This window comes from Haloglycomyces albus DSM 45210, from assembly GCF_000527155.1.
GTDB lineage: Bacteria > Actinomycetota > Actinomycetes > Mycobacteriales > Micromonosporaceae > Haloglycomyces > Haloglycomyces albus.
The window spans coordinates 2206101-2232606 of record NZ_AZUQ01000001.1 but is presented as its reverse complement, the minus strand read 5'-3'; the positions used below and the strand labels follow the sequence as shown (position 1 = coordinate 2232606).

Below are 26506 nucleotides of genomic sequence, written 5' to 3'. Positions count from 1 at the left end.
CAGCGATGGTGCCGATCGGCACCTCAAAGTCGAACTTGCCTGCCGACAGGCAAGTAGTCAGCCTAGCAATGATGCCTTACTTCGACTCTTAGAGCAAACCGATTTATCGAGCATCGGTTCGGCGGCGAGGCAGGCACACTGTGGGCCGCACCTCTACCAACCGTATATTGCGGTACAAAATTCCCCGTTTTCCCGTGAGGTCCGACACCCCGGGAAGTGGAAACGTGGGCGATTCAGGTGGTGGAGACCACGTGGCGAACGGGATGGCCCGCTTCCGACAGGGTCGTCTTGACGTCGGGAATCGCCAGCTCGCCAAAGTGAAATACGCTGGCAGCGAGCATCGCGTCGGCTCCAGCCGCGGCGGCGGGTGGAAAATCCTGCAGCCTCCCGGCCCCGCCCGAGGCGATGATCGGAACGTCGACGCAGGCACGAGCAGCCGAAATCAGCGGCAGGTCAAACCCGGCCCTCGTGCCGTCGGCGGCGATCGAGTTCAACAGGATCTCGCCGACGCCCAGTTCCTCCGCGCGCCGTAGCCAGTCCAAGGCGTCGATACCGGTGCGACGGCGTCCGCCGCGGGTGGTGACTTCCCAGCCGGAATCCGTGTCCGCCTCCGCGGCGATATCGGCGCTGAGCACGAGAACCTGATTGCCGAACCGGTCGGCGATCTCGCCGATCAGCTCGGGGCGGTTGACGGCGGCGGTGTTGACACCCACCTTGTCGGCTCCGGCGCGCAGGAGCCGGTCCACATCGGCGGCACTGCGTACTCCGCCCCCTACGGTCAGGGGGATGAACACTTCCTCCGCACAACGGCGCACCACGTCATAGGTGGTCTCGCGATCAGAGCTGGAAGCGGTGACGTCCAGGAAGGTAATTTCATCCGCCCCGGCGCGGTCATAGGCTCGTGCCAATTCCACGGGGTCGCCCGCGTCGATGAGATCGGTGAAGTTGACCCCCTTCACCACACGACCGGCATCGACGTCAAGGCAGGGAATCACACGCACGGCAACTGACATGCCTCCAGAATACAGGCCGTCACGAGGGCGGTAACCCCGGTGAGAGGTCGATCATTTCCGTCATAAGCGGCTCCGGCCCACCTCGCGACGAGGTAGGCCGATACGAGCCGAAAGTGGGTAAGCGGCGATTCCTAACAATCGCGTAGTTCCGGCGATTGGTTCAACAGCTGTCCGCGTGGAGAGACGAACGCCTGGTATGTTCCCGAAGAAACCTCGGTGGGCGGGAACGCGGCAACCCGATGGCAGTTCTGAAACGCCAGTTTGACTCCGAAGTACCGCTCCAGGACGTCCCGCATGGAGTCGGAGGCGAGCACTCGTAGCAGTTGCCCGCGCGACACCTCGTCGGGAGGCGGCGTGGTGTTGTCGGCGAACTGGGTCGAACCCGTCGACGAGGCGACGCCGTTCTTGAGATCGTCCACGACCCGGCTGATCACTTCCCAGGCGAAGGGCAGAGACGTGCGGATGCACTCCACGAATTCGGAGTCCTCCACGTTTCCCCGCTCCGCTTTGGCCAATAGTTGTTCTGGTACGTCAAGGGACATACGATTCTCCTCTCACAGAACGTTGCACATCATTGTCAATAAGGAATGAGCCGATCGCTGTCGCTTAAACGACCCATGGCCGTTCCCGCACGCAAAACGTCCAGACGACAATCCCCAAGATGTCGGGTACGGGCGGATCGGCGCGATGGCCAACAGGCGCTATACCTCGGGTAGAAGATGAGGGCCGAGGATGTAATCCGAAACGATCTGTTGGGTGAGATCCGAACCGGTACGGTCGTTGCCCCATGATTTGGCGGCACGGGCATGGAATTCATGAGCTTGTCGGCTGAATTTGGTCCAGTTTTTGGTCGCCGTCGTCGCGCAACGGTGCAGCCGGTCGATCGCCTGTCGGTTGTCCGGCTCCAGCTCGGATATCGGACCGACGACACCGCGTTCGGCGGCTTTGACGTATCGGGACCTCCCCACCACCGCCGCGAGATCATCGCCGACGTGCCGTTTGAGAAATTCGATATCGTCGTCTTCGTCGATCTTATTTCCGATAACGGCGATATTGACGTCGTAATCGGCCGCATAGGCCGCATACTGCTCGTAAACCCCCACACTGCGCAGGGTGGGTTCGCAAACCAGGAACGTATGGTCGAATCGAGTGAACATGCCGGAGGCGAAGGCCTCCGCCCCCGCGACCATGTCCACGACCACGAACTCATCCGTGCGATCGATCAAGTGGTTGAGAATCATCTCCACCGCCCCGACCTTGGAGTGATAGCAAGCGATTCCGAGGTCTTCGGTGTCAAAGCCCCCGGTGGCGGCGAAGCGGATGTCACCGATCCGGCTGAACGCCGCCTCGAAGACGGGGTTGTCGTCCTCGAGAGTCAGCAAGGTTGAACCGGGCCCGGGAGGGGTCGTCTTCAACATGAGGTCGTTGTTCGGAATACGTGGATTCGAGCCCCGGAGCAGTGTTTTCAGATCGCTCATGTACTCGGCCAAGCGCGGATGCCGTTCGGCCGTTTCCGGGTCCATCCCCAGAGCGGTGGCGAAATGTTGATTGATGTCGGCGTCCAGCGCCATGACTCGGCTTCCGGCGTCAGCCGCGTGACGCGCGAACAGCGAAGCCAGGGTCGTCTTTCCCGATCCACCCTTACCGACGAATGCGATTTTCACTCCGAGCTCCTTATCGTGTCGCTTGTTGAAAACGATTACTATTATTAATAAGCTCAGATTAGCAAGCGAGTCGTCGTTGACCTCCGTGACACGCCGTCGCACCGACCGGTTTCGAAGTCTCGACGCGGAAAGGGCCGGAAGTCGGTGAGCGACTTCCGGCCCTTTCCGTCGGGCGAACCTACCTATCCGGCGGTAGGCTGCACGGTCTCTCCTCGCCCCGCCTTCTTGCGGGCGAAGTGCGAGGCCAATGCCAGTCCTCCCACCACTAGACCGATAAGGTCGGTGGTCCATGAACCTCCCAGCAGGAGCGCACCGGCCGCCAACAGACCCAGGCGTTCATACCACAGCAGTTTGACGTCCCAGAATCCGGCGAAGGCCGCTCCAATGGCCGTAATTCCAGCGATAGCGGCCACGATGGCTACGCCGGAGGCCAGCCAGTCGCCACCCAGCATCAGCATTTCCGGGGTCAAAATGAACGCGAACGGCACCACGAATCCGGAAATCGCGATTCGTACCGACTGAACACCGGTCTTCATCGGAGATCCCCCCGAAATTCCGGCCGCCGCGAAGGCCGCCAAACATACCGGTGGAGTGATATCGGCGAGTACGCCGTAGTAGTACACGAACAGTGAGGCCACGATCATGACCTGCAGTTCGGTCAATCCGATGGCGTCGTATCGCGGTTGAATCAGTTCGACCACGGTCGGCACGGCGACGGTGTACATCACCACGAAGTTCGCCGTGGTCGGCAATCCGATCCCCAGAATCAAGCAGGCGATGACGGTGAAGAGCAGAACCAAGTACAGTTCCGCATTGTCAATGAACGGTATATCCGCTCCCAAGTCCTGTCCCAGCCGCAGCAGACGGGTTCCCAGGGAACCGCCCAGTCCGGTTCCGTTGATCATTCCGGCGATGATTCCGGCCGCCGCCGTGGCCGCCACGACGGGGAGCGCCATCTTCGCCGCGTTCACCAAGGTTTGCAGCAAAGCGAAGGGAGTCAGGCGATAGTCCAGCCGCTTCCAAGCGGAAACCCCTGCCGCCCAACGACCTCCGTCCGCGTCGGCTTTCAGGAATCCACGCAGGAAGAAAATCAGCTGTACCGCGAAGTTGATTCCGATGGTCCAGAAGATCGCCTCAAAGGCGGCGGCGTTGGCCGTCTTACCGGAGGAAATGATGACCACGATGACCACGAGCGGCAATAGCAGGTATCCCTGCCGCAGCAGTAGTCGCAGTCCGTTCGGTAGTTCCTCCTTGGGAAGCCCGGTAATCCCCTCCCGTTTGGAAACATAGTGGACGATGATGAACTGCGCGGTAAAGAACAGCACCGCCGGAACGATCGCCACCAGCATGATTTCGCGATAGGTAACGCCGTTTCCGATGAGAGCCAACATAAGGAAGGCCCCCGCACCCATGATCGGCGGAGCGATCTGTCCACCGGTCGACGACGCCGCTTCCACCGCACCGGCGAAATCTCGTTTATAGCCCGAGCGGCGCATCATGGGAATGGTGAACGCGCCGTTGGACACCGTATTGGCCACCGAGGAACCGGTGATGGTTCCGGAGAAAACACTGGTGATGACGCCGACCTTCGCCGTTCCACCCACTCGTTTCCCGGCCAGGGCCAGGGCCAGGTTGGTGAAGAAGCGTTCCATTCCGGTGGACTGCAGCAAGGCCGCAAAAATCATGAATAGGAATATTGTGGTGTATGACACCTGGAGGGGGGTGCCGAAAATACCCGTGGTACCCAGAAACGAGGTCTCCAGGATCGATTCCGGATCGCGGCCACCGTGGTACAGGAAGTCGGGCATGGCTCGTCCGTACAGAGCATAGGCGAACATGAGACCGCAGACGATTCCCAGCGCCAGACCAACCGCGCGAACGGCCGCTACCAGCACCAGCAAGGTTCCCACCGTGGCCGCCGCCAGTGCCGCTGCCGTGAATTCACCTTCGTCGCGCCAAAATTCCTGCCGTTGGTGGGTAAAGATCCAGTAGGCGGCCCACACCGCCAAGACGGCGAGTACCACGTCGGCTACGGGAATCCCACCGAAGTCGAGGCGCAGTACTCGGGTGGACTGCACCAGCGCGATGACCGCCAAGGAGGGAACGATGATCGCGACGTTCATTTCGGCGATCGACGTCAGGTAGAGGAGAATCCCCACCAGAAGAGCCGTCCATATCACGCCTCGACCGGATTCGGTGCCGAAAAGGTACCCCCGGATTCGCGTAGCCGGAGATACGTCCGGACCGCGATATTCCTCCTCGAGGCCCCATTCCCGCCCTCGTCTGGGCTTATAGGCGAGGAAGATGAGGGCCAGCCCGAAGGCGAGGTGTATGGAACCACTCTCCAGCGTCGGAAGAGTTCCGCGCCATCCCATCCAGAGATGGAACAGGCTCATACTGAGGGCGATGGTCCATATGATCCATTTCCATACCGCACTGAGGTCGGTGCGGATCGGTCCGGTTTCCGTAACCGGCTCTGCCTGCGATAGGGCTTGAATGTCACGGGCCGCTTGTTCGCGGTCATAGGCGACCGTCTCCTCCGATGCGTCGTTCGCATCGGTCTGCGCATTCGCCATCGATCACGCCTTTCCGGGGAATTGCACTGCCTGGTGAAATGGGATCTCACCACAATCGTCGTCAACCGGTCGCACCGGACTCGATCCGCGCGCAACCCGATACCTCTCCTCCAACAGACCCCGTTCCACCGCATCGTCACCGATCCGACGCTTTCCGGTCGTCACAGTCGCGTCAACCGCACGATCGAACTGAACGGTATATCGGCGGAAGGTCCCAACAGGATCCGCTGCTTCGGATTGCGGGTGATGATGACCCGCGACCGATTCGGAGATGATTCCTTCTCTTAGCGCGATAACCAGGCGAGTTATATCTCGCCTGGTTATCGCGCTAAGGGCTTCTTGACGTCAAGAGAGCCTTATTCTTTATACCCGCATGCGTCTCACATGCGATTCGCAGGTAGCAACACGACCCTTACAGGAGGTCTTGCTCCTCGAAGTAACGCTTCGCGCCGGGGTGGATTTCAATCCCCTGCAGCCCCTTCACGGCGTTTTCGATCTCAACGTTCCCCGACAGCGCGTGGCTGACGTCGCCGATGTCCTCGTACAGCGCCTTGGTCAGTTCGTATACCTGGTCCTCGCTCAGTGCCGGGTCACAGTAGATCGAGGCCCAGTTGGAAACGGTGGTCCAGTCGCCGGAGACGCCTTCGTAGTCACCGTCCTCAATCGTGTAGGTGGACATCGTCGGATCGTTGGAACGGAGCTCTTCGCTCAATTCGCTGGGAATCTCCACGAAGTTGATGTCAATGGCATTGGCGACCTCGGTGATCGTGGAGGACGGTACCGAGAGAATTCCAAAGGCGGCGTCCAGTTGACCGTCACGCATCTTGTTACCGGCGTCGCCGAAACCGTCGTGGAAGCCGTCCACTTCGACACCGGCGGTTTCCAGAATGGTCTCCGACAGCGCCGCGGTACCCGAACCGTCCGGTCCCAGGGCGACGCGCTGTCCTTCGAGATCGTCGATCGTTTCGATCCCCGATTCCTCGGTGGCGACGATGTGCATGACCTCGGGGTAGAGGTTCCCCATGAACTGGAAGTTCGCCTCGACTTCGGCGAAGTCGCCTTCCCCGGCCTGAGCGCCGGTGGCGGTGCCGTTCACCGCCATACCGAGGTCCATCTCCCCTTGGCTGATCTTGGTGAGGTTCTCAACCGACGCTCCGGTTTCAATACCACTGACCTTAATGTCGGTCTTTTGCGACCACATGTCGGCGATGCCGGTACCGAAGGGGTAGTAGTCACCTCCGGTGGAACCGGTACCCAGTTCCATGGTGTCGCGGTCTTCGCCCTCTTCAACGTCCTCGGTTCCGACATTGTCACCGCAGGCGGCGGTGAACAGAAGGGCTCCGGCCGCTATCGGGGCCAGCACACGTCCTGCTTTACGCAGCATTCGCGTCTCCATTCAAGTTCTGATTAACAACGTTGTTGATACTCGACACGCGCGCATACGTGTCGGGGGATTCTCTGACTCTACGTCGTACACAAACCGAATTCATCCCCTGGGTGCGGGATGTTGCTCAGGTGTTTTCAAACCGTTATGTTCCCCAACACTGCGAGTCATCACGACTACCTCATGTGCACCCATTTTAATTCGAGAATCATCGAACTCTTGGGCGGCGCGCTAGACTAATGGCGTGTCAAAGATTCATGTGCTGCATCGAGGCCTCATCGAATACCGCGAGGCGTGGGACTGGCAGAAGGAACTCCAGCAAGAACGCATCGACGACGCCATCGACGACACCGTCGTCCTACTACAGCACCCCAGCGTCTACACCGCAGGTCGCCGTACCCAGGCGTGGGCGCTTCCCCAAGACGACACACCGGTGGTGACAGTGGACCGAGGTGGCCAGATCACCTGGCACGGGCCGGGACAGATCGTCGGATACCCCATTGTCAAACTGAAACACGGAGTGGACGTCGTCGCTTACGTGCGGCGGGTCGAAGATCTGATTTCGGCCGTCTGCCACGAATTCGGAGTCACCTCGGCTCGCGGTCGCATGAAGGATCGGACAGGCGTCTGGCTTCCCGCCGACGACCAAGGACCCGAACGAAAAATCTGTGCCATCGGAGTGCGCGTCCGCTGGGCGACAACCATGCACGGCTTCGCTCTCAACTGTAATCCGGACATGAGCTTTTACGACCGTATCGCGCCGTGCGCGATCACCGACGCCGGCGTCACCAGCCTCAGTCGCGAGCTGGGACGTGAAGTGACGGTGGAGGAAGTGACTCCGGTGGTGGAAAAGCACCTCGAATTGCTCCTCGAGCCCGACGAGCGTTCCGCCGCGGTTCAACATTCATAGGATTCCGGCTGTTCCGCAGCCGGAGCCGGCTCCCGGTCGGTCATGAAGGCCAGCACGTTCTCCCATGCGTCGGAATGGGGATAGAAGACCTCCGAGTGGGAATGCATTCCTTCGACCTTCTTCCCGAGAATGCCTTTCTCCGACAAGGGCTCTCCTTCGTCGTCGACCGAATCGGGAGCACTGGGGAGATAACCGGGTTCCAAGTTGACGATCCCGGGAAACTTCGCCGGATCCTCCCCATGGCCCAGGAGTGGAAAATCCGGCACACCTTGCACATAGGAGATCGGGTCACCGGGAGCGGTCATCGCGTAGCGATCACGACAGGGTTGAGAGTAGTCGTCCGGTCCACCCACTCCGTGGCCCATACCGGCCGACGCCAGATGCAGAACCGCCTCTGCCGTCATCGGGTGCCGCTCGGCCTCACCTACGACGGCCCCACCGTACGAATGCCCCATGACCGTCAGGTGCTTCTCCGGATATTGTGTGCCGATGTCACGACTGAATCGAGCCAGCCGTTTCCCCGCGACCTGAGACCAATCGGCCCAGGAGGACTCCACCCAGCCGGTCGGCCACGGAGCACCGGCCCAGACGAGAACGGCCAGATCGCCGTCCTCCGCGTCCACCAGGCTCTTTGCACGCTGGTAATAAAGGTCGAAATTGTGGTTGTCGATCGTCGCGGCAGCCCCTGGAACCAGGATCGCTAGACTCTCAGCGGCATCGATGTCCCCGACGCTTTCGATCCACGCGCCGTGCCCGTCGTTGAGGTAGGGATCGACGTAAACGAAGTCACGTCCCGAGGTCCGGAGTTCGCTGAGGTCGGGACGTTGTGGACGGCCCTCGCCCGTGTGCCACGGGCGAGGAGGGGAATCGAAACCCTGAGACTCCTCGAGGGCCGCGCTGACGGTCACGTCGGCCGCCAATCGTTTACTGTCCAGCGGCACGCCGTCCAGGTTCATCATCTCCTGCGGAAACACGACCGCCAGCCAGTCGTTCACATCCGCGCCCAGACCGGCGAAGAACTCCGCCTGCACGTTCGCCGCCAGATCGGTGGGGTCGGCCGCGAGCAGACGTACGGCGGATTCCACGCTTCCCGTGGCTCCCTTGGGCTCCGCCTGTACACGTTCCCGGGCCAACCGCGGTTCCTCTCGTGCCGCCGTCACCGCTTCCTTGGGCGTGTCATAGACGTCGACGTCGGCCTCCGCTCGCAAGCGTTCTAGTTCGGCATCCAAGTCAGACGTGACCGGCGGTGGCGCGGTGAGGTTCACCGGCTGCACCACATGGGTCGGTGAACTCACGAGCACGACCACCATGATTCCGATCAAAGCGGTCAACCACGGATGCCGACCTCTGCGGCGGTTCACCTGCTCCACTTCTCACCTCGTACAGTCTGTCCTCATCTTTTCCGACGTCCCTGGATTAGGCCGCCCTCGCTCCATAGCGCCCCTCGTGATAATCAAGACGCAGAGGCATTCCGAAAGCCTTGGTCAGGGCGTCGGCGGTCAGGGTCTCCGAAATCGGACCCTGCGCCACCACATCGCCGTCGGACATGATCAGCACATGCGTGAAGTTCGGGGGAATCTCCTCGACATGGTGCGTCACCACCGCCATGGCGGGCGAGGACGCCTCCGCGGCAAGCGACGAGAGTGTGGCGATCAGCGCCTCGCGGGCTCCCAGGTCCAGTCCGGCCGCCGGCTCGTCCAGCAACAACAGTTCCGGATCGGTCATCAGGGCACGCGCGATGAGAGTGCGCTTGCGCTCGCCTTCCGAGAGTGTCCCGAAACTGCGTTCGGCGAAATCACCGATACCGAGCCAATTGAGAAGGGACTGAGCCCTTTCGGTGTCATAGGAATCATACTCCTCCCGCCAGCGGCCCACCACGGCCCAAGCGGCGGTACGAACGACGTCAAGTGCCGTTTCCTCGCTGGGGATGGAGGCGGCGACGTCGGTCGTCGACAGTCCGATGCGCGGTCGCAACTCGAAGAGGTCCACCTTCCCAATCCTCTCCCCTAGGACGTCGACGGTGCCACTGGTCGGGTGTGAACGGGCGGCGGCCAGATTAAGCAGGGTGGTTTTACCCGCACCGTTGGGCCCCAAAATAACCCAGCGCTGGTCCGCTTCTACGCGCCAGTCGATATGGTTGAGCAGGTTCTTGGTACCGCGTCGAATGGTCAGGTCGGCGGTTTGAATGATTGCTTCGGCTTGTCCCACGTACACAATCTAATCATGCGAATCACACACTTCGTCCGGGAACTGTGCGCGGTATGGCGTGAGTCAGTGGGGGCCGCCGCAGAGCGATAAAGGATACCGAGTATTCTACTCGAAAGTGACGATTTGTTAGGAAATTCCAATGACAGCTGTAGTTGAAATATCGGGTCTCCGTAAGACCTATCGCAGTGTCCTCAAAGGCACGCACCACGCGCTGGACGGATTGGATTTGACCGTCAATCAAGGTGAGGTCCATGGATTCCTAGGCCCCAACGGTTGCGGTAAAACCACCACCTTGCGGGCTCTGATGGGCCTGATTTCGGTCAACGGCGGTTCGATGCGACTGTTCGGAGAATCGGTTCCCGAGAAACTGCCGTCCGTCATCCACCGCGTCGGCGCCGTTGTGGAGTCTCCCCAGTTCTTTCCGCAATTCACGGGCCGAACCACGTTGAGCCTCTTGGCCAAGAGCGCGGGCCTCCCCCAAGAGCGGGTCGACGAAGTACTGCACACCGTTGGCCTGCCCGACCAAGCGGACCGAAAGATCAAAGGGTATTCGCTTGGTATGCGCCAACGCCTGGCAGTCGCGCAGGCACTGCTGAAGCGCCCCGACCTGTTGATTCTGGACGAGCCCGCCAACGGTCTCGATCCGGCCGGTATCCATCAAATGCGGGAACTCTTGCAGCACTTGGCACACGACAAGGGCGTGACGGTCATCGTCTCTTCACACCTGCTCAGCGAGGTTCAGCAGTTGGCCGACACGATGACGATCGTTACCCAGGGGCGGCGCATTATCACCGGACCGGTGGACGATATCATCGAGCAACATTCCGGCACGAATTTGAAGCTGAAGGTGGACGAAGACGACCATTCACGAGCCGAGGAGGTACTCCAGAGCCTGGAGGGGGCCTCCGTATCGCGCAACGGCGACGACTACTTCCGAGTCAGCGGAATCAACGATCCATCGGAGGTCACCCGACACCTCGCCGACGGGGGAGTCTACTTGACCCACTTGTCGTCGGAATCTAAGAACCTGGAAGCGGTCTTCTTGGAGCTTACCGGAACCGCACCGCAGAACGGCGAGGCCGTACCGGTGGGACAGTCCATCCACGATGGCGGCGATGTTGCGCACGAGGAGACTCCCGCTTCACGAGAGGTGGCGCAGTGAACCTTTTTCTCGCCGAACTGCGACGCATCACTCACCGCCGGCTCACGTGGATATTCATGGCCATTGCACTGGGTATCGTCCTGCTGGCGTCGGGAATGACCGCCCTGACCAGCCACACGGAACCCACTCCCAGCCAGTTGGCCAATGCGGAAGAAGTGTGGGCGGCCGACCAGGAACGTGTAGCGGAGTGCCAAGAGAGTCCTCCGCCCGCAAACGATGATCCGGATTTCACCTGCGAGGACAGGGCCTATTCGCAGAGCAAAGAAGACTACTACGACATGTTCACCTCGACGTTCGTCTTCTCCGATGAGGCCCCGTACTTCATTCTTCGCTTGACGGTGGTCGGCGGACTCCTGATGTTGATTCTCGGATCGTCGTTGATCGGCGCCGAGTGGCGCTCCGGAGGCATGTCGAACCTCCTGCTGTGGCACCCCACTCGCATGAAGGTCCTGTGGAGCAAACTGACCGCTAGTCTCATCGCCTGTACCGTCGCATTGTCTGCTCTCATTGTGATCGTATTTCTCGCCTACTACGTGGCAGCGGCTGTGAGAGGGGACGTCGGCACCTTGGATGGAGAATGGTGGGCCGCATTTCTTCCCAAGGCAGGACGCGCGGTGGTACTGAGCATGTTCATGGCACTGTTCGGAATCACGATCACCTATCTGGGTCGCCACACCGCCATCGCCGGAGGGGTCGTGGCCGCGACCCTGATCCTCAACATGCTGATGGTCGGATTCGCCAGACTGGCTCTGGAGTTGAAGTACCCCCAGATGTGGTCGCTCAACACGTGGGTGAACGCCTGGTTCGACGGCGAGTTGACCCTGACGCACTTTCCCGAATCAGCCGACGTCGTTACGGAACCGGAAACCATGACGCTCACCTACGGAACGGTCGGGATTGCGATGCTGGTGACAACCGTCGTCCTGCTGGCCCTGTCCTCATGGACGTTCCGCAAGCGGGACATCGCCTAAGGGTTCGCCAATCGTGGATCACGAAAGTCGGCGTTCCAAGGCGTGGCCTCCACGCGCTATCGCCGACACGTGCGAGCGGACAGGATTCTGCTCGTACGTTCCTTGCTTTCCGGGACGTCCACGTACGTCGCACATAACGGCCGACAACCACCGTTGAGACACTCCACCTACAAGAATCAATAATCCGCCGAATACTTTGACTCCCCAGGAGGGGACAATGAACCTTTTTCTCGCCGAACTAAGACGAATAACCCATCGCCGCTTGACCTGGGTTTTCATGATTCTCGCGCTGGGAATCGTACTATTGGTATCCGGATTGACCGCCCTGACCAGTCAGGCCGAGCCCACTGCCTCCCAACGCGCCGAAGCCGAACGGATGTGGGAAAACGACCAACAACGAATCGAAGAGTGCGAGGAAAACCCTCCAACCGAGCAAACCGATCCCCACAGTGGCGAAGCGGTGCAAGAACCATGTGAGCACATGGGCTACTCGGACGACAAAGAGGACTATTACGATCTGGTCATCTCGACCTTCAACTTTTCTGAGAACGCGCCCGGTTATATCCTACCTCTCACCGTCATAGCCGGATTGTTGATGTTGATCTTGGCGTCCTCACTGATCGGTGCCGAATGGCGTTCCGGTGGCATATCGAACCTCCTGCTGTGGCATCCCAACCGAATGCAGGTGTTCTACAGTAAACTCGCTGCCGCTCTGACCGTCACCGTTGTGGCGCTGACCGCCTTTATTGCCGTCGTATTCCTCGCGCTGTACGCCGCAGCGGCTCTGCAAGGGGAAATCGGCACATTGGACGGAGAGTGGTGGTCCGACCTCCTCGCCGGGACGGTACGAGCCGTCGTTCTCGGACTGTTCATGACGATGTTCGGTACCACGATCACCTATTTGGGCCGCCACACCGCCATCGCCGGAGGAATCGTAGCCGCACTGTTGATCCTCAATACGATGCTGGTCGGTTTCGCCGCCCTCGCGCTACAAGTGAAGTACCCCGAGCTGTGGTCGGTGACCATCTGGACGCAGGCATGGCTTGACGGGGAGGTCACGCTGCAACACTGGCCCGATACCGGGCCGTTCGAACCCGGTCCGGTCAAAGCGGAGGAAATGACCCTGACCTACGGTTCCGTGGGGATCGGAATGCTCATCGTCACCGGCGTCCTGCTGGCAATATCGTCCTTTTCGTTCAGCAAGCGCGACATTTCCTAACCGACACATGGTCGTTCCGGTGGCACGACCGATCACCGAGCAACCGGATCGAGTACGTGCGGGCGGGGTCACCCCGCTCGCACGTTCAGCTTTCGAAGAGTTGATTGCCCACGACGTCCAGTCCGGCGCGGATCGCACCGCGCAAAACGGTGTCCTCGGAAACGGTGCCCGCCACTACGTTCGGGTTGACCGGAGCGATCTGGGCGGTCTGAGCCGCCACCCGTTCGGCCAGTTCCAAACCACCCGCATATCCGATCGGTCCGCCCAGCACGACGACCGCCGGGTCCAGAACGATGCAGGAGGCGGCCACCCCGTAGGCGATGCGGCGTGCCAGTTCATCCAAGAGCGCACTGCCGTTATCCCCATCGGACAGGGCTCGCTGACAAATCTCGGCGGGATCGGTCGTGTCATAACCGTGGTCGTCTGCCAGCGACGCGATGGCCTCGCCACCGAGAACCCGTTGGTAGGAGCCTTGGCTGAGTCGAGTCACCACACCACTGCTGGGGACTTCACCGCCCGGAACGGGGAGAAAACCCATTTCCCCTGCCGCACCGGTGCGCCCCCGGTAGAGTTCGTTGTTCAGAATAACGCCCAGACCGATTCCCTGGCCATACCAGGTGTAGAGAAAATCGCTGGCCCCGGCCGCCACGCCGTAGCGTTGTTCGGCGATGGTCGCCAGATTGACGTCGTTTTCAATGCTGACTTCCGGCTTGAATTCCTGATTCAGGGCGGTGAGTAGCCCACGATGCCATGCCGGCAGGTCCCAGGAGAAGCCGATCTCGCCGCTTTCGGGGTCGATGACCCCGGGGGTCCCCAGAACAATACGGCTGACCTTACTCAGGTCGGTATTGGCGTTGGCGACGGCTTCGTGAACCACGCCCCGAACCACCGAGACCGGTTCGCTGGAGCCGCCCACCTCCGCATGGGCCTCGCCCACGATGCGTCCGGCAAAGTCCGCACACGCGGCTCGGGCCGAGTGCGGCCCCGCGTCGACTCCGACAACATAGGTATAACTGGCGACCGGCGCGTACAAAGCGGCGTTCGGTCCACGCCCCCCGGACTTCGTGCCCACGATTTCTACGAGACCGCGACGTTGCAGACGCTCCACGATCTGCGAAGCGGTCACCTTGGACATATTCGTATGTTCCGCCAGCTGCGCACGGGTTTGCGGTCCCTTTTCCATCAACAATTTCATCGCGGCTTGATCGTTGAGCACACGCAGTAGCTTCGGGACACCCGGGGTGCGTTTATCGGCCATTATTTTGCTCCTATGTGGCACAAACCTGGTTCCAGGGGGCAAGGGCGGTATCTCATCATATTTATCTGTGATGATAAACGGTACTTATCGGCTCTTCACTTATGGAAAACAAGATCAAGTCTCGTCACTTTCCGATATTATCGCAGCTTGACGCTCATGAGGAAATGGCCCCCAGTGACTGCAACTTAATGCTCGCCCATGCCGGAAAACGCGCAGTAATACACCACAATGTGCACGCAACATCAGAAACAATGGCCGTGAACTGCAATTAAACTATAATCCAGTAGGCATGACAGACATGCTTCATTTCACCGGGCATTACCGATCGGAGACTTTATGCGTCCGATATATCCGAAACGTGCTCCCCCGTGAAAAGCACTGAGGTGGATTCGAAAGGACACTTAGTGTTCCCGGGCCTCTGTCTGAAAAGGCACGTGCCGTGCCATCCGGACGGCACTATTCGAATCCACCTCAGTAAATGCTGTTCGATTTCTAGTTGTCCGCGGTCTCGATCAAAGAACGGATCTGACGCAGAACCACTGACAGGACGGCCAGCTTTTCGTCGGAATGCTCCGCTTCTGCGGCACCCTGTCGGATTCGGTCCATGGTGCTACCCAGCCCCTTGGCCCAGTCGGCGACCGCATCCGCCGGAGTACGACCGTCCAACTCCGACTCAATCGCGGCGGTCAAACTGGCCAACGCACCGTACAAGTCGTATCGCAGCGCCCCACGCGCCAACGACTGCCACCGATTACGGCGCGGCAGAGCCGAAATCTGGTTCAAGATCGCGTCCGCACCGAGTTCGGCGGCAATGTGGTAGTAGACCCGTGCCGTCCGTGTCGGGTCAACGCCCAGGTGCCGCGACACATCCGCCACATCGACCAAACCAAAACCGTAGACCGGCGACGACACCTCATCGGCCAGCTGCGGTTCGATACCTTTGTCCACCAACTGCGCCTTGAACTCCTCAAAGCCGTCGGCCTCCGAACCAACCAGGTATTCGTTCAAGTTCGGCAGCAACGAACGAATCGCCGGAACCAGACGTTCCCGTGCCGTCTCCACGCTCAACGGCGCACGCCGATGCTGAATCAGCCACCGGACCCCACGATCCAGGGCACGCCGTAGCACCAATAGTGCCGCGATCTGAGCCGATTGCGCGGCACGATTGTCCAGATCCTGGATCCGCCGCCACAGCTTCGGGAGTCCGAAGGCGTCACGAATGATCAAGTACGCCCGCACGATATCCACCAGCTCCGCGCCGGTCTCGTCCGCGATTCGGTACAGGAAGGTCGTGCCGCAACGGTTCACGCACTCATTGACCACCGCCGTGGTGACGATTTCCCGCCGCAACGGGTGTTTGTCCATCAGGTCCCGATAGGATTCCTGCAATGGACCGGGAAAGTAGTCGTACAGTACCTGGTCGGTCCACGCTTCGTCGGGAAGGTTGGAAGCATTGACCTCCCGCTTGGCATGAATCTTGACGTACGACAACAGAACGGCGAATTCCGGCTCCATCAGACCCTGCCCGCGCGCGGCACGATCCTTCAACTGCTTGTCGCTCGGCAGACCCTCGATCTCGCGATCCAGACCGGCAACGCGCTCCAAGTGCTTCATGAGGCGAACGTGTACCGGCAACAACCGAGCTGACTGCTGTGTCGCCGACGCCAACGCCAGGTTCTGCTGGTAGTTGTCCCCCAGAACCATGTTCGCGACGGTATCCGCCATGTCCATGAACAGCTCGTCGCGAGCCTCCGGTTCGATCCGCCCACGCAGCATCGCGGTACGGAGCAGAATCTTGATGTTGACCTCGTGGTCCGACGTGTCCACACCACCCGAATTGTCAATGAAATCGGTGGTGATACGACCTCCGGTCTGGGCATATTCAATGCGGCCCAACTGAGTCAACCCCAGATTACCGCCCTCACCGACAACGGTGCAGCGCAATTCCTTACCATCGACCCGGACGTTGTCGTTCGCCTTGTCCCCGGCGGCGGCGTTCGTCTCGACGGAGGACTTGACGTAGGTACCGATTCCCCCGTTCCACAGGAGGTCGACCGGCGCTCGCAGGATCGCCTGTATCAACTGCGGCGGTGTCAATTCGGTGACCGACGCGTCCAACCCCAGTGCCTCCCGCACCTGTGGGGTGATGGTGATCGACTTGGCACTGCGGTCCCAGACGCCCCCGCCTTCACTGAAAAGGTCGGGATTGTAATCGGCCCACGTCGTTCGAGGTGTCTCGAACAGGCGCTGCCGCTCCGCGAAGGAGGTGGCGGCGTCGGGATCGGGGTCGATGAAGATGTGCATGTGGTTGAACGCCGCGACCAAACGGATGTGTTCGCTGAGCAACATCCCGTTGCCGAACACATCGCCGCCCATGTCACCGATTCCCACGACGGTGAAGTCCTCGGTCTGGGTGTCCTTCCCGATTCCCCGGAAGTGTCGTTTAACGGATTCCCAGGCGCCCCGGGCGGTGATACCCATCTTCTTGTGGTCGTATCCGACCGAACCGCCGGAGGCGAAGGCGTCGCCGAGCCAGAAATCGTAGGAGGCCGACACCTCATTGGCGATATCGGAAAAGGTCGCCGTACCTTTATCGGCCGCCACCACCAAATACGGGTCGTCCTCGTCGTGCCGAACGACGTCGTGCGCAGGTATCACCGTTCCATCGGCATCGCGATTGTCGGTGATGTCGAGCAGGGCCGAAATGAACTGGCGGTATCGGGTCACGCCTTCCTGTTGGAACGCCGCCCGATCGGCGAAGCCCGTCTTTTTTAGAACGAACCCGCCCTTAGCACCCACCGGGGTAATGACGGTGTTCTTGACCTCCTGGGCTTTGACGAGCCCCAGTATCTCGGTGCGGAAGTCCTCCCGACGGTCGGACCAACGCAGCCCGCCACGGGCGACCTTCCCGTAGCGCATGTGCACCCCTTCGAAATTGGGCGAATACACGAACACCTCGAACACCGGCCGGGGCAGGGGCAGAAAGTCGATGGACCGAGCATCGAACTTGAAGGCGATGTTCTCCTTCGGACGTCCATGCTCCCCACGCTGGTAGTACGATGTGCGCAGCATCGTCTGGATCAACGTCTGGAACGCGCGCAGCGTCCGATCGGCGTCCAGACTGGGGACCCGCTCCAGCTCGGAACTCAGTACCTCTTCGATGCGAGCGATCGCATTGGGGCGGTCGTCGCCCACGCCCGGAGCGAAGCGAGCCTCGAACAAACGCACCAGAGCGGCCGTGATCGCCGGATAGTCCCGGAAGGTGTCGGCCATGAAGTCCTGTGTGTATACCAGGCCGGCTTGACGCAGATATTTCGACAGGGCACGCAGGATGACCACCTGTTTCCAGGTCAATCCCGCAATGAGTACCAGCTCGTCGAAGCGGTCAGATTCGGTCTCTTTCGTCCAGGCCGCTCGGAAGGCGTTTTCGAAACGTGCCCGTACCTCCGGTACACCGGCTGACATGTTCTCCGGCAAGGTGACTGAGAAGTCGTGGAGGAACAGCGACATGTCGTCGCGTTTGATCTCGTAGGGGTGCTCGGCGGACACTTCGACTCCGAGGTTCTTCATGACGGGGAGAGCGTGCGAAATGGAAATCGACTGTCCCGCCGAATAGATCTTGAAGTGCACGTCGGATTCGTCGCCTTTGGCGCGGAAGAGCTGTAGTTCCAGGTCGCCTTCGTCATGAAGCACTTCCAGAGAAGCGATGTCCTTCACCGCGTCGAGCACCGAATGATCGGCCTTGTAACCGGGCGGGAAGGCCTCGGCGTACATGCCGTACAGCTTCCGTGCCTGCCCTTCTCCCACTTGGTGATCCAGTTGAAAGGCAAGATCGGAGTCCCACGAACGGGTGGCGTTCGCCAACTCCACCTGGATGCTTTCGGAATCGATGTCCTTTATTTCCTTGGTGCGATCCAGACGGATGATGAAATGCAGACGCGCCAAGGCCGAATCCCCCATGCGGACGTCGAAATCGACTCCGGCCCCACCGATGCGTTCCAACAGAATTCGCTGAATCTTCAGCCGGGTAGCCGTGTTGAAACGGTCTTTAGGCAGATACACCAGGCAGGAGACGAAACGGTCATAGGCGTCACGCCGCATGAATAGGCGGAGACGCCGCCGCCCGGCCAGTCGGAGAACCCCCATGGCCGTGTCGAAAAGGTCGTCCGTCCGGGCTTGAAAGAGTTCGTCGCGCGGATAGGTTTCCAGAGCCGTCACCAGATCCTTCCCCGAATGGGAGGAGAGGGTGACCCCGGAGCGGGACAGTACCTCGTCGACCTTACGGCTAACCACCGGTAGCTCGGTCACCGAGGAGAGGTACGCGGCAGAGGTGAACAGTCCCAGAAAACGCAGTTCCCCGTCCGGCTCTCCGTCGGGGCCAAAGGTCTTCACCCCGATGTAGTCCATATACGAATTACTGTGGACCGTCGAGCGCGCATTGGACTTGGTGATGACCAGCAGGCGTTTCGCACTGATCTGCTCGCGTGCGCCCGGAGTGAATTTAGCCAGCGGCTTCGGCGTCCCCGACCGCAGACCGTTGAGCCCCAAGCCGGTACCATCGACCGGCGCGAGGACACGTTCCGAACCGCTTCCCTCGAGTCGATACTGCCGAAATCCCAGGAAGGTAAATCGATCGGCGGCCAACCAACGCATGAGAGCAATGGTGTCGGTAACGTCCTTATCGGGAACGGGAAGATCGGATCCGTCCTTCTCCAGGTTCTCAGCGATCTCCAACGCCTTGGCGCGCATTGGTTTCCAATCGGCAACCGCCGCTTTGACGTCACGCAGTACCTGGCGGATGTCGGATTCAAGAGTCTCCTGCAGGTCCGGGTCGGTAACCCGTTGGACCTCGATGTGCATCCAGGACTCGTTCATCGCCTCACCGTCGCCGGGCTGAGCGGGAGCCTCCAACAAGCGGCCCTCGGAATCGCGTTTGACCGCGACGATGGGGTGAACGAAGACGTGAATGTCGAGCCCGTGCCGCGCGAACAGCCCGGTCAGAGAATCGACCAGGAACGGGGAATCGTCGCACACGACATCGATCCGAGTCGCCGCATCGGCGTCACTGGTGCCTTCGGTGCGCTCACAGTCGAAGTCGATATTGCACTCGCCGGGTTGACGAACGGACGCCAAATCCTGATGGTGGACGGTGATATCGCGGATCTGTTCAGCACTGCGACCAATCAGGTCGTCATCGGCAACCAGACCCCAGTAGAGCCGAATGAGCGTTGCCAGATTCTCGTCGTGCGCACCCTCGGTCGCTTCATTCAAAATCTCATCCCGGTCGGGTACGGTCTCCGGAAATTCCTCATCACCGATAAACGACAGCACGTTACATCTCCAAATCAATTCTCAGGCCACGTCGTTGTGGTTCAACTCTAGATTAGAACTCTATGGTCAAAATTGCACCCGATGTCGTCCCGCTAGACACGATTAACAAATGGAGACATCAGGCACAACGGCCGCAGCCGCACTTGTCGCGACAAGCTCCCACCATGACAGCCGATCAACTCCGCGCGACAACGCAACGGCCCCCTGGGGCATCGCCTCCACACGACTTCCGCCGGCCACTTCCATCACTACCTCTACACCGCTGACGACCGCAACCGGGTCCATCGGCTTTGTCCCGATTGGGAGCGGGCGGATATCATGAATTCGAGGCCAGTCCGTTTTAAACGAATTTCAACGACGGCATCCGGGACATCCATTGGCGGCGACGCATTTCGGCGTTCCACCGTGAGTCACCGTTCCGGATACGATTCAGGTGAAAATAAGCGGTCACCTCTGAAAGGTACAATCCACTCACCAATTCAACGGTTCCGACCAAAGGACTGTGATGACTACACTTTTGATCATTCTCATTATCGTGGCCGCGGCCGGTGTCGCTTACTGGGTCTGGAAGGGCGTCAAGGAAAAGCAGCGGGCCGAGCACGACAAGTACAACGCCCCTCAGGACCCTTTCGCGGACGGCGATTCCGACATCCTACGCGGAAACCCCCGCACGATCGCCGCCGGCGACATGATCGAGGTGTACGGCAAGACCGTCGCGGTCCGCGGATCTCTGCGTCTGCGGGAAGGCGACTACACCTGGGCGGAACACTTCTTGGACACCGGTACGGGGGTCAAACGTTGGTTGTCGGTCGAGGCCGACCCCGATTTGGAAATCGTGCTCTGGGACCAGATCCCGATCGCCGACATGGAACCGGGTGCTTCCTCGGTGGAACACGAGGGTGAGAAGTTCCGCCTCGACGAATCCGGGAAAGCCAAGTACACCAGCGAAGCGACGACGGGGCTCGCCGAGAACGGAACGGTGCGCTATCACGATTATCGTGGGCCGGAAGGGAAACTCATCAGTTTCGAAGCCTTCGGCGAGGACGGGTCTTGGGAGGCGGGGCTCGGTCTGACACTCGACCGCAATCAAATCACGATCTTCCACCAGAATCCCGACACGTGATTACCGCACTGGACGTTCCCTTTATCGACGTGTCCGCCGCCAACCTGACCTTTCGCCCCGACGCTCCCGCATTGCCCGTGTTGGATTCCATTGAGGCCCAACGCGGCCCATTGGCACTTTCCCTTCGGTTGTTGGGAGCGAGTCATCAGGCGGTGGTGGCCACACCCGAGGGCACACTTGCTGAAACCCTCGCCTACCGAACCGATCTCGACCCCGACCTTCCCTCCGAATTCGGACAGAACGCGGGTCAATGGCGGCATGAGTACACCTGTGTCGTCGAGACGTTGTCGCTGCCCGACCTACGCACACGGATTCGCGGACTTCAGGCGAGAGCTCACCGAGACGGCACGCTCATCGGTGTCTTCGGCGACTCGCCCGACGCGATCACCGCGCTGGAAGTTGGCGATACCCAGATGGAATGGACTACAGTCCATACGTATCCACAATACGGTGAGGTGGTTACCACGAGAAGTTGCGTACGTCAACTACACTGACCTGACAAACCTTGGACCGATCCCAATCATCGTCGTTCCCGCGACGATTGGGACGACATCCATCCGCCTATACGACCCCCGGAAAACAGAGGAAGGCTCAGTAATATGAGCGACGACTACGACCAAACCCAGGATGCGAAGACGCAAGCACGTCAGATTTCGATCACGATGTGGATCGTTATCGGTGTCATCGGCGCGCTGTGCCTCTCCCTGGTCTTCGTCTCCTGCAATTCACGCAGGGAAGACCCCACCTCCCATATTGAGGACAATTATTCCCGCGCGGCCTCGATGGACGACGACAACGGGAACGCCCGTGTCTTCACCTCATCCAAGAGCCCCAGGGATGTGCGTAACGACTTGCGAGAGAACACCGATCAACGCAGTGACCGCTACCGGGACAATATGTACTTCCTGCAGTACCCCAAGCACATCGTGTCGATTGAAAGCAACGGTTCCGGGTCGAAGATCCTGCTGTTCAACTACCGGCGCGGATCGTCTTACTACGGCAGTCACTTCGCCTTCTTCGGCTGGTCCTCTACTCCGCCGAGCTCCTCTTATCGCGGTGGCGGCTGGGGAAGCGGCAAGTAGGCGGTCTCGCCCGCCGGCCTACCGTGTACGCCATGTGGTCTAGGCGGCCGTACGGCCACACCCCGGCCCCGATACGGGTGTGGCCGTAAACGGACATGCGTTGAGCCAGAGGAAAAAACGCAGTTTAACCGACGCCCGTTTCCGGAACGGCCGCCCAGTCTGACATCATTCAGCGATGTGTGCCCTCAGGCACCCGTGACGAACAAAGCAGAACTCGAACCGACGGTTCGAGGCATATTGAAAGGTATTCAAGCCCACTATGTACGACAACTACCTCGACAACATCATCGGTGCCGCCTCGTACAGCCTGGTCGGCATTGCCCTGATGATCATCGGCTACTTCCTGGTCGATCTGCTGACCCCCGGTCGCATCGGCACCTTGATCTGGACCGAACGCAATAAGAACGCCGCACTACTGCTGTCGTCCAATATCCTGGGAATCGGAATCATTACCGTGGGAGCAATCTGGGCCAGCAGTGGAAACCTGGTACAGGGGCTCGCCGGCACTTTCACGTATGGAGCCATCGGTCTCGCCGCCATGGCCGTGGCGTTCCTCCTCTTGGACGCTCTTACTCCCGGAAAACTCGGCAAGATCGTTACCTCGGAGGAACTGCACCCTGCCGTATGGGTCACCTCGACCATGCACATCGCGATCGGAGGCGTCATCGCCATGGCATTGTCGTAACAGACAGTGTCCCCGGCGACGGGAAGATTTCTCCGGTCGCACCGTCTACCTCCGGTAACGGTCCACCTTGTCGGTCCACGACACACATCTTCCCGTCCCACCCGATTTCTCAGAAGAGAGCACCATGACCACTGCGTCCGCAGAAGCAACCGTCCCCAACCCGATTCAACGCACCCGTTTGTCACGAGCGATTCTCTTGGCGACGGTTTTCGTCTGTGCCGCCTGTGGTCTGGTATACGAGCTGGCTCTCATCACGCTCGGAGCCTATCTCATCGGTAATACCGCAGCGCAAGCATCGATTGTGCTCAGTGTGATGGTCTTCGCCATGGGGTTGGGGGCCTTGGCCGCCAAACCACTCCAGAAACGTCCCGCGCTGTCGTTCGCACTCATCGAGTTGGCCCTGGCAGGAATCGGCGGTCTCAGCGTGGTCGCCCTGTACGCCTCCTTCGCCTGGCTGCATCTCTACACCGCGCCGCTGGTGACCATCGCCTTTCTGATCGGAGGCCTGGTCGGCGCGGAAATTCCTCTGCTGATGGAACTTCTCCAGCGGATCAAGAAACAATCGGCGGGAACGGCGGTGGCCGATCTCAATGCCGCGGACTATCTGGGTGGACTGATCGGGGGCTTGGCCTTCCCGTTTCTACTCCTACCCTTCATGGGACAAATCCGAGGGGCCGTTCTGGTCGGTGCGGTCAACGCCATCGCCGGTCTGGTGTTGGTGTTCGCCGTCTTCCGTCCCGACTTGACTCGCCTCGGCCGTATTCTGACCGGGAGCCTGGCGGCGCTGGTTGCGGTGTCGCTGGTGTCGGTCTTCGTGTTCACCAAGCAAATCGAGGCCTCGGCGCGGCAGGAGTTCTACTCCCACCCCATCATCTACAGCGATACCACCCAGTACCAGGACATCGTCCTGACCGAATCGATCTCGCCGTTTCAAACCGACGACTTCCGTATGTTCCTCAACGGCGACCTACAGTTCTCCTCGGTCGACGAGTATCGCTACCACGAAGCCCTTGTCCATCCCATCATGGACGGGCCACGTGACGACGTGTTGATCTTGGGAGGAGGCGACGGACTCGCGGTACGGGAGGTCGTACGGTACCCCGACGTTGACACGATCACATTGGTCGACCTGGATCCAGCGGTCACCGAATTGGCGATGAGCTACGAACGGCTCGTCGATCTCAACCAGGGGGCGATGCACGACGATCGAGTCGACGTCGTCAACGACGACGCCTTCACCTGGCTCCGGGAGCAGAACGACACCTGGGACACCATCATCGTCGACATGCCGGACCCGGACTCCACCGAACTCGCCAAGCTCTATTCGGTCGAGTTCTATTCCCTGGCACGCCAAGCTTTGGGGGACGAAGGACGGATGACGATTCAATCCTCATCCCCATACTTCGCTCCCGATTCGTATTGGACGGTCGCCTCGACCTTGGAAGAAGCCGGGTTCGACCCGGTCTCCTACTGGGTCAGCGTGCCCACCTTCGGCGACTGGGGATTCCACTCGGTGAGTAGCGAAGGTAAGCCGACTTTGAGTCTGGACGACAGCATCGGTCCGCTTCGCTCCATGAACTCAGAGAGCCTCGCGGCGGCACAGAGTTTCCCCGTCGATCGACAACGGCGCGATCTACCGCCCAATACCTTGATCGACCCGGTTATCGTGGAGTACTCACGGACCGAGTGGAAGCACTATTAGCCTCAGTCAGGTGAGGGCGGACACCAGCATGTCCACCAAGGCCCTCCCGTATTCACCGGTGGGATCGCCATCGGGATCGAACACCGTAATATCCATCCCGACGCAGCGCTGATCCGACACGATCGCGCTGACCAAATGCCCCAGTTCGCCGATCGATATTCCTCCGTTGACGGGACCGTCGACCGCCGGCATCACCGACGGGTCCAGGACGTCGACGTCTACATGCAGCCAAAAGGTCGCGACGTTCCCCAGCCTGTCGCAGGCCCACTGAGCCGAACGCTGCGGCCCCTCGGCTCTGAGACGCGGTGAGGTTCGTGCCGCGATTCCCGACGCCTCGAGCTCCACCCGATGCGGATCGTCGGTACGAATCCCCAATAGGGCCACCGAATCCTGTTCCACGTACGGGCGCAGGCCTTCGATATCAGTGAGGTCGGGTTGTCCCCGACCGGTCGCCAATGCCAACTCCTCAGCGGCGGCGGCTCCCACGAATTCGCTGTTACCCGGGTGTCGAAAATCCGAATTTCCGTCAATGAAGACCAGTCCGCGGCGTGAGCGGTCGCGGTCGGACCGTCGGCGAGACGCCAACAAGGGCCCGAGGACGATCGAACAATCACCACCCAATACCAGTGGAAACGTTCGTTCCCGCCACATGTCTTCAATCCGATCGGCCAAGCGACGGGTGTAACGCCCTATCTCGGCGGCCTGATCCACCCCGTCTCCGGGCTGCCAATGGGTCGGATCGTAACGTGGCGGAGTCAAACAGCCGGTATCGCGAGCTTTCAATCGATGGATCAGGCGCTGGTCGCGCAATGCACCGGGAGCTTTGGCGCAACCGGGAACGGTGTGCGGTGCCGGTGGCCGAAGGCCCAAGTTCGATGGGGCATCGAGTATGGCAATTTTCCTGGATCGGTCCACTGGCATTCTACCTTCTGTGCGTTGTTCTCGTTCCGGCGTGGCTGACCAATCACGCCCCACCGGACGCAAACGAGCGACACACGAGACCACGGCAATGCCGTAACCGACCCCCGGGGGATTGTCCTTGAGCGCACGTCGGAGTGGGGTCGTGCACCTCGTTTACGAACGGGTCGATCCAACCGGCGGGCCGGGACCGTCACACTGCCCTACCGCCGAGCCGAACCTGTAGCTGCTACCTCAGCATACGCGGAGCGGAGATGACGACGCAGAGTACAAGGTGTTAACGGTGACCCAGCCGCATCCTAAATTTGAATACAGTATTAGAACAACAGGGCGGAGAGCTTACGCCGCGCGCTATTGACGGCCGGATCGTCAGCTCCCGCAATCGAAAACAGCTCAACCAGACGCTGACGAACGTGTTCCTTGTCGTCTCCGGCCGTCCGTGCCACCACGGCCAACAGGCGTTCAAAGGCCGCCTCCGGTTGCCCCGACAGCATTTCGACGTCGGCGGCGGCCAGAGCACCGTCAACGTCGGCGGGATTGGCATCGGCCTTGGTAACGACATCCTCGGGAGCGGAGGACGCACGGCGCATCAATTTCACCTGTGCCAGACCGACCTCGGCGTCGTTGGATCCGGGATGATTCTTCAAGTACTTGGTGTAGGCCGCTTCCGCCGTATCCAAATCACCGTTCATCAAGGCGTCGTCCGCCGACGCCAATTCCGGATCCACCTCGGTGGGTGAGGCCATTCCCGCCGCCGAAGCGACCTTGTTGATCCAGTCCTGCAAACCCTGCTGCGTCTGCGGCCCTTGCACCAGATCCACGGGGCGACCTCCGGCAAAGGCCACCAGGGCCGGCAGCGACTGGAGCTGTAGTGCGGCCGCGAGTTGCTGGTTCGACTGGACATCCGCCTTGGCCAGAGACCAGGCTCCTCCGGAATTGTGCGCCATTTGTTCCAGCTGATCCCGTGCGGTCACACTTTCGGGAGACTGGTCGGCCCAGAACACCAGAATCACCAGAGTATTGGCGGAACGTTCCAGGACTTCACTCTGCACCGTCGCATCGGTCACGTCCACCGCGACGACACCTGAACTCGGTCCCATCGCTTCAGAGGGTGCCGCTGCAGGTTGACTCGGGCCCGTTGGGGCCTGCTGTTGCTGTGCCTGTTGCTGTAGTGCGCTGAGATCGACAGCGCCACTGGCAAAGCGGGAAGGTACTTGGTCACTCATGCTTCAATTTTTCCATTCCATGTCACTTGCTGCCACCTGGGCGCGACGGTTGTGTCACGACTACCCGGTATCAA

At 60.3% G+C, this 26506-nt stretch carries 20 protein-coding genes; 9 read left to right on the top strand and 11 right to left on the bottom strand.

Features of this window, described 5'->3' with window-relative positions; translation table 11 throughout:
* Nucleotides 1–233 precede the first annotated feature (233 nt).
* The 5 genes from hisF to HALAL_RS0110435 all read right to left on the bottom strand — a co-directional run bounded on the left by hisF (nt 234) and on the right by HALAL_RS0110435 (nt 6637).
* The gene (gene hisF, locus HALAL_RS0110460; protein WP_025273962.1) at nt 234–1013 is read right to left on the bottom strand and encodes an imidazole glycerol phosphate synthase subunit HisF; all 780 of its coding nucleotides are present in this window, start codon (nt 1011–1013) and stop codon (nt 234–236) included.
* Between the two features lie 131 nt (nt 1014–1144).
* A complete protein-coding gene (locus HALAL_RS0110455; protein WP_025273961.1) occupies nt 1145–1555 on the bottom strand; it encodes an SCO5389 family protein in 411 nt (136 codons plus the stop codon).
* Between the two features lie 159 nt (nt 1556–1714).
* Entirely contained in the window at nt 1715–2677 is a 963-nt protein-coding gene (locus HALAL_RS0110450; protein WP_025273960.1) for an ATP-binding protein, read from the bottom strand.
* A 182-nt stretch (nt 2678–2859) separates the two neighbouring features.
* A complete protein-coding gene (locus HALAL_RS0110445; RefSeq protein WP_025273959.1) occupies nt 2860–5253 on the bottom strand; it encodes a TRAP transporter permease in 2394 nt (797 codons plus the stop codon).
* Nucleotides 5254–5665: 412 nt separating this feature from the next.
* Entirely contained in the window at nt 5666–6637 is a 972-nt protein-coding gene (locus tag HALAL_RS0110435; RefSeq protein WP_029767742.1) for a TAXI family TRAP transporter solute-binding subunit, read from the bottom strand.
* 244 nt (nt 6638–6881) lie between these two features.
* Here HALAL_RS0110435 and lipB point away from each other — a divergent pair, with 244 nt between their 5' ends.
* On the top strand, nt 6882–7547 hold the full coding sequence (gene lipB / locus HALAL_RS0110430; RefSeq protein ID WP_025273956.1) for a lipoyl(octanoyl) transferase LipB: 666 nt from the start codon (nt 6882–6884) through the stop codon (nt 7545–7547).
* Here the strand turns inward: lipB and HALAL_RS0110425 are convergent.
* Both HALAL_RS0110425 and HALAL_RS0110420 read right to left on the bottom strand, forming a co-directional pair.
* Entirely contained in the window at nt 7535–8917 is a 1383-nt protein-coding gene (locus HALAL_RS0110425; protein WP_025273955.1) for an alpha/beta hydrolase, read from the bottom strand. The genes lipB and HALAL_RS0110425 overlap by 13 nt on opposite strands.
* A 46-nt stretch (nt 8918–8963) precedes the next feature.
* Nucleotides 8964–9755, bottom strand: a complete 792-nt coding sequence (locus tag HALAL_RS0110420) for an ABC transporter ATP-binding protein (RefSeq protein ID WP_029767741.1) — start codon at nt 9753–9755, stop codon at nt 8964–8966.
* Between the two features lie 139 nt (nt 9756–9894).
* On the opposite strand from HALAL_RS0110420, the gene HALAL_RS0110415 reads away from it, so the two are divergent.
* The 3 genes from HALAL_RS0110415 to HALAL_RS0110405 all read left to right on the top strand — a co-directional run bounded on the left by HALAL_RS0110415 (nt 9895) and on the right by HALAL_RS0110405 (nt 13107).
* Nucleotides 9895–10917, top strand: coding sequence for an ABC transporter ATP-binding protein (locus tag HALAL_RS0110415; RefSeq protein ID WP_025273953.1), 1023 nt, complete (start codon nt 9895–9897; stop codon nt 10915–10917).
* Nucleotides 10914–11888: an ABC transporter permease subunit gene (locus HALAL_RS0110410; protein ID WP_025273952.1), complete on the top strand. Its 975-nt coding sequence runs from the start codon at nt 10914–10916 to the stop codon at nt 11886–11888. The genes HALAL_RS0110415 and HALAL_RS0110410 overlap by 4 nt, the downstream gene beginning before the upstream one ends.
* A gap of 217 nt (nt 11889–12105) precedes the next feature.
* A complete protein-coding gene (locus tag HALAL_RS0110405) occupies nt 12106–13107 on the top strand; it encodes an ABC transporter permease subunit (RefSeq protein ID WP_025273951.1) in 1002 nt (333 codons plus the stop codon).
* 85 nt (nt 13108–13192) lie between these two features.
* Here the strand turns inward: HALAL_RS0110405 and HALAL_RS0110400 are convergent, their stop codons facing one another.
* Together HALAL_RS0110400 and HALAL_RS0110395 are read right to left on the bottom strand one after the other, a co-directional pair.
* Nucleotides 13193–14365 carry an ROK family transcriptional regulator gene (locus HALAL_RS0110400; RefSeq protein WP_029767737.1) on the bottom strand — a complete coding sequence of 391 codons (1173 nt, stop codon included), beginning with the start codon at nt 14363–14365 and terminating at the stop codon, nt 13193–13195.
* A 492-nt stretch (nt 14366–14857) separates the two neighbouring features.
* On the bottom strand, nt 14858–19696 hold the full coding sequence (locus HALAL_RS0110395; protein WP_025273950.1) for an NAD-glutamate dehydrogenase: 4839 nt from the start codon (nt 19694–19696) through the stop codon (nt 14858–14860).
* Between the two features lie 505 nt (nt 19697–20201).
* Here HALAL_RS0110395 and HALAL_RS0110380 point away from each other — a divergent pair.
* The 5 genes from HALAL_RS0110380 (at nt 20202) to HALAL_RS0110360 (ending at nt 24288) form a co-directional block, all read left to right on the top strand.
* Entirely contained in the window at nt 20202–20819 is a 618-nt protein-coding gene (locus HALAL_RS0110380) for a DUF4178 domain-containing protein (protein ID WP_025273948.1), read from the top strand.
* A complete protein-coding gene (locus HALAL_RS0110375; RefSeq protein ID WP_025273947.1) occupies nt 20816–21313 on the top strand; it encodes a DUF2617 family protein in 498 nt (165 codons plus the stop codon). The genes HALAL_RS0110380 and HALAL_RS0110375 overlap by 4 nt, the downstream gene beginning before the upstream one ends.
* Nucleotides 21314–21418: 105 nt before the next feature.
* On the top strand, nt 21419–21901 hold the full coding sequence (locus tag HALAL_RS17655; RefSeq protein WP_025273946.1) for a DUF4247 domain-containing protein: 483 nt from the start codon (nt 21419–21421) through the stop codon (nt 21899–21901).
* Between the two features lie 259 nt (nt 21902–22160).
* Nucleotides 22161–22586, top strand: coding sequence for a DUF350 domain-containing protein (locus HALAL_RS0110365; protein ID WP_025273945.1), 426 nt, complete (start codon nt 22161–22163; stop codon nt 22584–22586).
* Between the two features lie 124 nt (nt 22587–22710).
* Nucleotides 22711–24288 (top strand): polyamine aminopropyltransferase, encoded by a 1578-nt coding sequence (locus HALAL_RS0110360; RefSeq protein WP_025273944.1) that lies wholly within the window; start codon nt 22711–22713, stop codon nt 24286–24288.
* A 6-nt stretch (nt 24289–24294) separates the two neighbouring features.
* Here HALAL_RS0110360 and HALAL_RS0110355 read toward each other — a convergent pair whose 3' ends face one another.
* Together HALAL_RS0110355 and HALAL_RS0110350 are read right to left on the bottom strand one after the other, a co-directional pair.
* Nucleotides 24295–25203 carry an arginase family protein gene (locus HALAL_RS0110355; RefSeq protein ID WP_245598082.1) on the bottom strand — a complete coding sequence of 303 codons (909 nt, stop codon included), beginning with the start codon at nt 25201–25203 and terminating at the stop codon, nt 24295–24297.
* A 320-nt stretch (nt 25204–25523) separates the two neighbouring features.
* Nucleotides 25524–26432, bottom strand: coding sequence for a co-chaperone YbbN (locus HALAL_RS0110350; RefSeq protein WP_025273943.1), 909 nt, complete (start codon nt 26430–26432; stop codon nt 25524–25526).
* Nucleotides 26433–26506: the final 74 nt, after the last annotated feature.

Coding starts and splice junctions, on each gene's coding strand:
- hisF (WP_025273962.1), bottom strand. CDS start 1,013: ATGTCAGTTGCCGTGCGTGTGATTCCCTGCCTTGACGTCGATGCCGGT.
- HALAL_RS0110455 (WP_025273961.1), bottom strand. CDS start 1,555: ATGTCCCTTGACGTACCAGAACAACTATTGGCCAAAGCGGAGCGGGGA.
- HALAL_RS0110445 (WP_025273959.1), bottom strand. CDS start 5,253: ATGGCGAATGCGCAGACCGATGCGAACGACGCATCGGAGGAGACGGTC.
- HALAL_RS0110435 (WP_029767742.1), bottom strand. CDS start 6,637: ATGCTGCGTAAAGCAGGACGTGTGCTGGCCCCGATAGCGGCCGGAGCC.
- HALAL_RS0110415 (WP_025273953.1), top strand. CDS start 9,895: ATGACAGCTGTAGTTGAAATATCGGGTCTCCGTAAGACCTATCGCAGT.
- HALAL_RS0110405 (WP_025273951.1), top strand. CDS start 12,106: ATGAACCTTTTTCTCGCCGAACTAAGACGAATAACCCATCGCCGCTTG.
- HALAL_RS0110400 (WP_029767737.1), bottom strand. CDS start 14,365: ATGGCCGATAAACGCACCCCGGGTGTCCCGAAGCTACTGCGTGTGCTC.
- HALAL_RS0110380 (WP_025273948.1), top strand. CDS start 20,202: ATGACTACACTTTTGATCATTCTCATTATCGTGGCCGCGGCCGGTGTC.
- HALAL_RS17655 (WP_025273946.1), top strand. CDS start 21,419: ATGAGCGACGACTACGACCAAACCCAGGATGCGAAGACGCAAGCACGT.
- HALAL_RS0110365 (WP_025273945.1), top strand. CDS start 22,161: ATGTACGACAACTACCTCGACAACATCATCGGTGCCGCCTCGTACAGC.
- HALAL_RS0110360 (WP_025273944.1), top strand. CDS start 22,711: ATGACCACTGCGTCCGCAGAAGCAACCGTCCCCAACCCGATTCAACGC.
- HALAL_RS0110350 (WP_025273943.1), bottom strand. CDS start 26,432: ATGAGTGACCAAGTACCTTCCCGCTTTGCCAGTGGCGCTGTCGATCTC.